Genomic DNA, 6,233 nt, shown 5'->3' with positions numbered 1-6,233 from the left:
ACTCGACCTTCGTTGTCTGCTAAACGTTGAATTCCTCAGGACCAGTTGCGGCGATCCCGCCAAGCTTGCTTCTTGAATTGGATGGCATGAAATTAGAGCACCGCTCTAACCCGACGTCTGCCCCGTAATCCATGGACACGGCGTTTCGCGCGCTTGATCAATATGGGTTTTTATTAATTTGCGCGCGCGGCCCTGCTAACGACCGGCCATTCCTTCGATGTCGGGGGAGTACGGGTCCAGCAGAGACACGACGACCTTGCGCTCGCCTTCGAACGGGTTGCGGCCATGCGCGAAGCGCATGTTGTCGACCAGCAGGACGTCGCCTCGTTGCCATGGAAACGTGATCGCGCATTCGCGGAACGCGTTGCGGATCTGCTCGATGTCGGCGAGATCGAACGGACTCCCGTCGCCATGGCTCGCATTGCGCGGAATTCGGTCATGACCGAACAGGCTGACGATCGAACTGGCGAGCGATGCTTCCAGGTTCGAGATATGGAACAGGTGTGCCTGATTGAAGAACACCCTGTCGCGGGTGACCGGATGGTAAGCCACGCCCTGATTGATCTGTACGGTGCGTAACGTGTCGTCGTCGAGCCATTCGAGCTCGATGTCGTTGTCTGCGCAGAAGGCCGCAACCTGGCTGCGGTCGCAGGTCTGAAAGACGGTTTCCCACGGAATGTCGACATGCCGCCGGTAGTGCCTGACGTAGCGGACCTGTTTCGCCTCGAAGCGCTCCATGATGCGCGGTCCGATCCTGCGGCTCACCTCCCGCATGTCGGCAATTGGCGTTTCGCCGCCGGTCGTGGCCGGAGTCAGGCAACAGAATGCAACGCTCAGCGGCCAGCTTCGTTGATACGCGTTTTCGCAATGAAGTGCGATTGTCTCGCTCGGCGGATACTCGGTAGCGGTGAAGATGCCGTTGCCGATCGAGGTGCGCGGCGTGGAACGATAGACGTAGTCGGACTTATGGGCCGAAATCGCGTTGGCAAACGCTTCGAAGCCGCCCACGGATGAAACGTCGAAGCCACGAAACAGCAGCGCACCGTGTTCCAGAAGCCGGGATTCGAGTTCCACCCGGTTGTCGTTCACCGCCAGCACGAGATCGTGCCCGTTCGCGCGCGCGTTCGACGCAGGCTCCAGCAGCCACGGGGAGCTCCCCTCGGCAAGCAGCTTGCGTTCCGTCATGCCCAGCATCGTCAATAGTCCTTTTCTGAACGAGGATCGCGGCGAAACCCGAACCGGTCGGCCTGCAGGGTCGCGCCGCGATGCGGCTAGGCACGGCAGGCCGTTTCCACGGCATGCTCGAAGCGATTGAGAATTTCGTGGATATCCGCTTCCGAAACGATCAGCGGCGGCAGGAACCTGAGCACCGCGCCGTTGCGGCCGCCGGTTTCGATCACGAGTCCGTTTCGCAGGCAGTTCAGCTTGATGGCTTTTGCCCGTGCTGCATCGGTCGGGCCGGTTTGGCCATGTGTGCCGGGCATGACGACTTCAGCGCCGATCATCAGGCCGCGGCCGCGTATCTGGCCCAGACAGGGGAAGCGTTCGGCCAACCCTTCGAGGCCGGCAACCAGCAGTTTGCCGACTCTGTCCGCGTGCGCCGACAGACCCTCTCGTTCGACGATGTGCATGGTCGACAAGCCGGCCACCATCGCAATCTGGTTGCCTCTGAAGGTGCCGGCGTGTGCGCCGGGCGGCCAGGTGTCCAGGCGCTCGTCATAGACCACCACCGATAACGGATAGCCGCCGCCGAAGGCCTTCGACAACACCAGTACGTCCGGCCGGATGCCGGAATGTTCGATGGCGAACAGGGCGCCGGTTCGACCGAGCCCGGTCTGCACTTCGTCGACGATCAACGGGATTTCATGCCGAAGCGTCAGGTTGCGCAATTCGATCAACCAGGCGTCCGAAGCGGGGATGCAGCCGCCTTCGCCTTGCACGACTTCGACAATGATTGCCGCCGGTTTGGTTATTCCACTCTCGGGATCGGACAGGACGGTCCGAATATAGTTGATGCTGAGTTGATCGGTCGCCGAGCCATCGGTGCCGAACGGGCAGCGAAACGCATAGGGATACGGCAGGAAATGAACGTCGCGTCCATTGCCGCCGGCCGATTTGGGCGTGAGATTTCCCGATGCGGCGAGTGCGCCGGCCGTCATGCCGTGGTAGGCGCCGTGGAACGCCATGATCGTCGAGCGGCCCGTATAGTGCTTGGTCAGCTTGACGGCCGCTTCGACGCCATCCGCGCCGCTGGGACTGCAAAACTGGATCTTGCCGGATTCGGCGATCTTCCTGGGCAGGAGCGAGAAAAGCTTCTCGACGAATGCGTGCTTTGCCGGCGTTGCCAGATCGAGTGCCTGTTGCATTTGATCGGACGACAGAAACCGCATGACGGCTTCATTGACTTCCGGGTGATTATGTCCGAGCGCGAGCGTACCTGCATTGGACAGACAGTCGATGTATTCCTGCCCGTCGGCGTCGCGTACGCGTATGCCTTTGGCATGGGTAAACAGCCGTGGGAAAGATGTCGCGTAGGTTCGCGCCTTCGATTCGACACGCTTCAGATACTCAAGTTTTTCCATGCACGGAGATCCGGCTTGCGAGGCGGATTGATGGACACTGGCGCACGAGAATCGCTTCATCCCGGCCAATGGCGTAACGGTACGGCCTGATTGGAGCATGTCCTCCATATCACGTCTGTCACGTAAAAATGGGACACAGGCAACGCAACGTCACTACGTCATGCCATCGCCTCCCGATCATCGACGCGTGGTTTTGGGACGCGGCGTCAAGCCGGCACGGTCGAGCGGAAATAGTCGATGGTCCGCCGCAGCCCGGCTTCAAGCCCGACCGTCGGCGCCCAGTCGAGGTGGGCGCGTGCGAGGCCGATATCGGGGCAGCGTTGTGTCGGATCATCCTTCGGCAGCGGACGGAATACGAGCCGCGACTTCGAGCCGGTCAGGCGCAAAATGATCTGCGCAAGTTCGCTGATCGCGATCTCGTGCGGATTGCCGAGATTGATCGGGCCGGTGAGGTCCGCGGGCGAGGCCATCATCCGGATCAAACCGTCGACCATATCGTCGACATAGCAGAACGCCCGGGTCTGGCTGCCGTCGCCATACAGCGTGATGTTCTCGCCGCGCAGCGCCTGCACGATGAAGTTGGAAACCACGCGGCCGTCATTGGGATGCATGCGCGGCCCGTACGTGTTGAAGATGCGTACCACCTTGATTCGCACGTTTTGCTGGCGGTGATAGTCGAAGAACAGGGTCTCCGCGCAACGTTTTCCTTCGTCGTAGCAGGCGCGCGGCCCGAGCGGGTTGACGTTGCCCCGGTAACTCTCCGGTTGCGGATGCACATCGGGGTCGCCGTACACTTCGCTCGTCGAGGTTTGCAGCACGCGTGCATGCGTGCGCTTGGCGAGCCCCAGCATGTTGATCGCGCCCATCACACTGGTCTTGGTGGTCTGCACGGGATCGAATTGATAGTGGATCGGCGAAGCCGGACAGGCGAGGTTGTAGATCTCGTCCACCTCCACGTACAACGGAAAGGTCACGTCGTGGCGCAGCGCCTCGAAGCTCGGGTTGCCGAGCAGTGCGGCCACGTTCTGCTTCGTGCCGGTGAAATAGTTGTCGACGCACAATACGTCGTGACCGAGTTCGACCAGACGCTCGCAAAGATGCGAACCGAGGAAACCCGCGCCACCTGTTACGAGGATTCGTTTTCGATTACGTTGCACAATTGCACTCCAGGTATCGCGCGCAAGGAAGCGACGCGCGGCCTCCACGCATGCTTGACCGGCCCGCGGCGCCGGCATGGAAGCCGATAAGGCGCGAGCCTCTTCATTCGACGATCACGGCACCGGCCGGCACGCCGATCGCGAGGATCGGCCCGTCATGCTTGCAGTGCGCTCAACGCAACGTGTTCCGTGCGCCGCAGGCGCGCCGCGATGATGCCGGCCATCGCCCGCATTTCGCTTCTCATAAAGAAATGATCTCCTTCGATGACATGAAAATCGAAGTGCCCGGTCGTCTCGGCGCCCCAGCCTGCAACGGCATCAACGGGGGCGTGTTCATCCGCCCGGCCCGCGAACGCGGTGATGTCCACCGCGAGCCTGCGCCCGGGCACGGGCCGGTAGTTTTCGATCAGCGTGAAATCCGCACGCAGCGCCGGCATCAGCAGCGCCATCAGTTCGCTGTTGTCCAGCACCGGCTTCGGTGTGCCGCCCATCTCGTGCAGTGCATCGACGAAGGCGCGGTCGTCCAGCGCCTGCATGTGTCGAATCGATCGCTCCCTGCCCGGTGCGGCGCGCCCGCTCACGAACAGATGCCGAAGATTCGGTTGCGCCCGGGCGGGAAGCCGCAGCGCCAGTTCGACGGCGATAGCCGCGCCCATGCTGTGTCCGAGCAGTGCGAAGGGACGATCGAAGCAGTTGTCCAAGTCGCACAGCAACGCGTCGATCAGCGTCGACATGTCGCGTGCGGCAGGCTCGGACAGGCGGCTGCCCCGGCCTGCAAGTTCATGACGGCACACTTCGATGCCGGGCAACAAGGCTTGCAGGGCACGATAAACGGCGGCCGAGCCGCCCGCATAGGGAAAACAGATCAGGCGCATGCGAGCGGGTACTCGAGCGGCTCGCTTGCTACCGGCGCACCGGGGATCGCGCTGCGGGAATTCACGTGTTCGGTGTTTTTCACCATTCAAGTTCCAGTCATTGTTGCCATGGCGATGCGTCGGCAATCTTCACGTGGAGAGAAACGGGCGCGACAGCCAGGCGCGCCCCGGCTCACGCTCCGATGGCCGGTTCGTCAACGCTACAAGGGCGGTGCGTCGAGCACGACGGAAGTCATGGAAGCATCGATTTGCGTCATGAAAATTCACGTTGCGCGCCGCTCGGATCCGGAATACGCCCGATCCGGTCTGGCATGAGTTAAACATGAGGCCGCTTGAATGTATGTCGTAGGAAAAGGGGACGCGCGTAGCTCGGCCGCTCACCCAACGCCAGCCGATGACAAGCAGCAGTGCGACTACCGGAATCGACGCCACGGTGCAGGTTCCATTGGGATAGTCGAACGCCATCAGCACCAGCACGCCGAGCAGGAACAGCAGCGTGAGCCACGACGTGACCGGTGCGCCTGGCATCTTGAATGGCACGTCGTCCACGTCACCACGTTTGACGGCCGCGCGGAACTTCATCTGGCAGACAATGATGAAACCCCACGTGCTGATGATGCCAAGCGATGCAACGTTGAGCACGATCTCGAACACGTCCGGCGGCAGGTTTGGCAGATCCGAATGCAAGAACTCGTCATCCGACATCTCGGTGCAGCATCACCGTTGCGAAGACGTCGTCAAAGGAATTCGTGCGGTCCCGACGGATTCCGGCGTCGGCGACCACGACGGCGTGACGGTGGTGCCCGCACATCTGGCGGACGAGTTGGCCGATATTTGCGAGAAGCAGGACGACATCGAAACCTACCTCGCGCTGCGCATCGCCGCCGGCGAACCGTTGTGGGGTGTTTATCCGCCGAGCGCGCAGGCCTATGCGGATTATGAGGCATGGGTAAGGGGCGGACGTGGCAGTGTATTGCGCTGACGAGGCGAGGGTACGGCGTGCCGTGCATGAGTCGCACGCCGGATAGCGGGCATGGCAGCGTCGACGGTCGAACGGGCAAAAAAACGCCGCGCGAGGCGGCGTTTTCCGGCAGGTTACATGTTCGGGTAATTCGGCCCGCCACCGCCTTCCGGCGTGACCCACACGATGTTCTGCGTCGGGTCCTTGATGTCGCAGGTTTTGCAGTGCACGCAGTTCTGCGCGTTGATCACGAGCCGATCGCCGCCGTCGTCGTTCTTCATGAACTCATACACCGCCGCCGGGCAGAAGCGGGCCTCCGGCCCCGCGTACGTGCGCAGGTTCACGTTCACCGGCACGTTCGCATCCTTCAGCGTCAGGTGCGCCGGCTGGTTCTCCTCGTGATTCGTGTTCGAGATGAACACCGACGACAGCCGGTCGAACGTCAGCTTGCCGTCCGGCTTCGGATACTCGATCGGCGTGCATTGCGATGCGGGCTTCAGCATCTCGTGGTCCGCATGCTTGTGATGCAGTGTCCACGGCACGTTGCCGCCCATCACCTTCTGCTCGAGCCCGACCATCAGCGTGCCCAGGTACAGCCCCTTGGCCATCCACTGCTTGAAGTTGCGCGCGCGGTACAGCTCCGTGTACAGCCACGATT

6 protein-coding genes and 1 pseudogene are annotated in these 6,233 nt (G+C 61.9%); 1 reads left to right on the top strand and 6 read right to left on the bottom strand.

Annotated features, from left to right (window positions below; all coding sequences use genetic code 11):
* Positions 1–195 precede the first annotated feature (195 nt).
* The 5 genes and pseudogenes from F3J14_RS14615 to F3J14_RS14595 all read right to left on the bottom strand — a co-directional run.
* A complete protein-coding gene (locus tag F3J14_RS14615; protein ID WP_166723596.1) occupies positions 196–1,194 on the bottom strand; it encodes a TauD/TfdA family dioxygenase in 999 nt (332 codons plus the stop codon).
* Between the two features lie 77 nt (positions 1,195–1,271).
* A complete protein-coding gene (locus F3J14_RS14610; protein WP_166723595.1) occupies positions 1,272–2,582 on the bottom strand; it encodes a diaminobutyrate--2-oxoglutarate transaminase family protein in 1,311 nt (436 codons plus the stop codon).
* Between the two features lie 206 nt (positions 2,583–2,788).
* On the bottom strand, positions 2,789–3,739 hold the full coding sequence (locus F3J14_RS14605) for a UDP-glucuronic acid decarboxylase family protein (protein ID WP_006751989.1): 951 nt from the start codon (positions 3,737–3,739) through the stop codon (positions 2,789–2,791).
* 155 nt (positions 3,740–3,894) lie between these two features.
* Positions 3,895–4,614, bottom strand: coding sequence for an alpha/beta fold hydrolase (locus tag F3J14_RS14600; protein ID WP_166723594.1), 720 nt, complete (start codon positions 4,612–4,614; stop codon positions 3,895–3,897).
* Positions 4,615–4,980: 366 nt separating this feature from the next.
* Positions 4,981–5,268 (bottom strand): annotated as a pseudogene (locus F3J14_RS14595) (L-asparagine permease); the annotation flags it as partial.
* A gap of 55 nt (positions 5,269–5,323) precedes the next feature.
* On the opposite strand from F3J14_RS14595, the gene F3J14_RS14590 reads away from it, so the two are divergent.
* Positions 5,324–5,596, top strand: coding sequence for a hypothetical protein (locus tag F3J14_RS14590; RefSeq protein WP_211080355.1), 273 nt, complete (start codon positions 5,324–5,326; stop codon positions 5,594–5,596).
* 113 nt (positions 5,597–5,709) lie between these two features.
* Here the strand turns inward: F3J14_RS14590 and F3J14_RS14585 are convergent.
* Positions 5,710–6,233, bottom strand: a 524-nt coding sequence (locus F3J14_RS14585) for a 4Fe-4S dicluster domain-containing protein (RefSeq protein WP_211080354.1), incomplete at its 5' end; no start/stop codon positions are given.

Origin of the sequence: Burkholderia sp. Tr-862 (assembly GCF_011753085.1) — a bacterium.
Lineage (GTDB): Bacteria > Pseudomonadota > Gammaproteobacteria > Burkholderiales > Burkholderiaceae > Burkholderia > Burkholderia ambifaria.
Note: the sequence above shows the minus strand (reverse complement) of the source record. Positions and strands in the feature narration are given on the sequence as shown.

Coding starts and splice junctions, on each gene's coding strand:
- F3J14_RS14610 (WP_166723595.1), bottom strand. CDS start 2,582: ATGGAAAAACTTGAGTATCTGAAGCGTGTCGAATCGAAGGCGCGAACC.
- F3J14_RS14600 (WP_166723594.1), bottom strand. CDS start 4,614: ATGCGCCTGATCTGTTTTCCCTATGCGGGCGGCTCGGCCGCCGTTTAT.
- F3J14_RS14615 (WP_166723596.1), bottom strand. CDS start 1,194: ATGCTGGGCATGACGGAACGCAAGCTGCTTGCCGAGGGGAGCTCCCCG.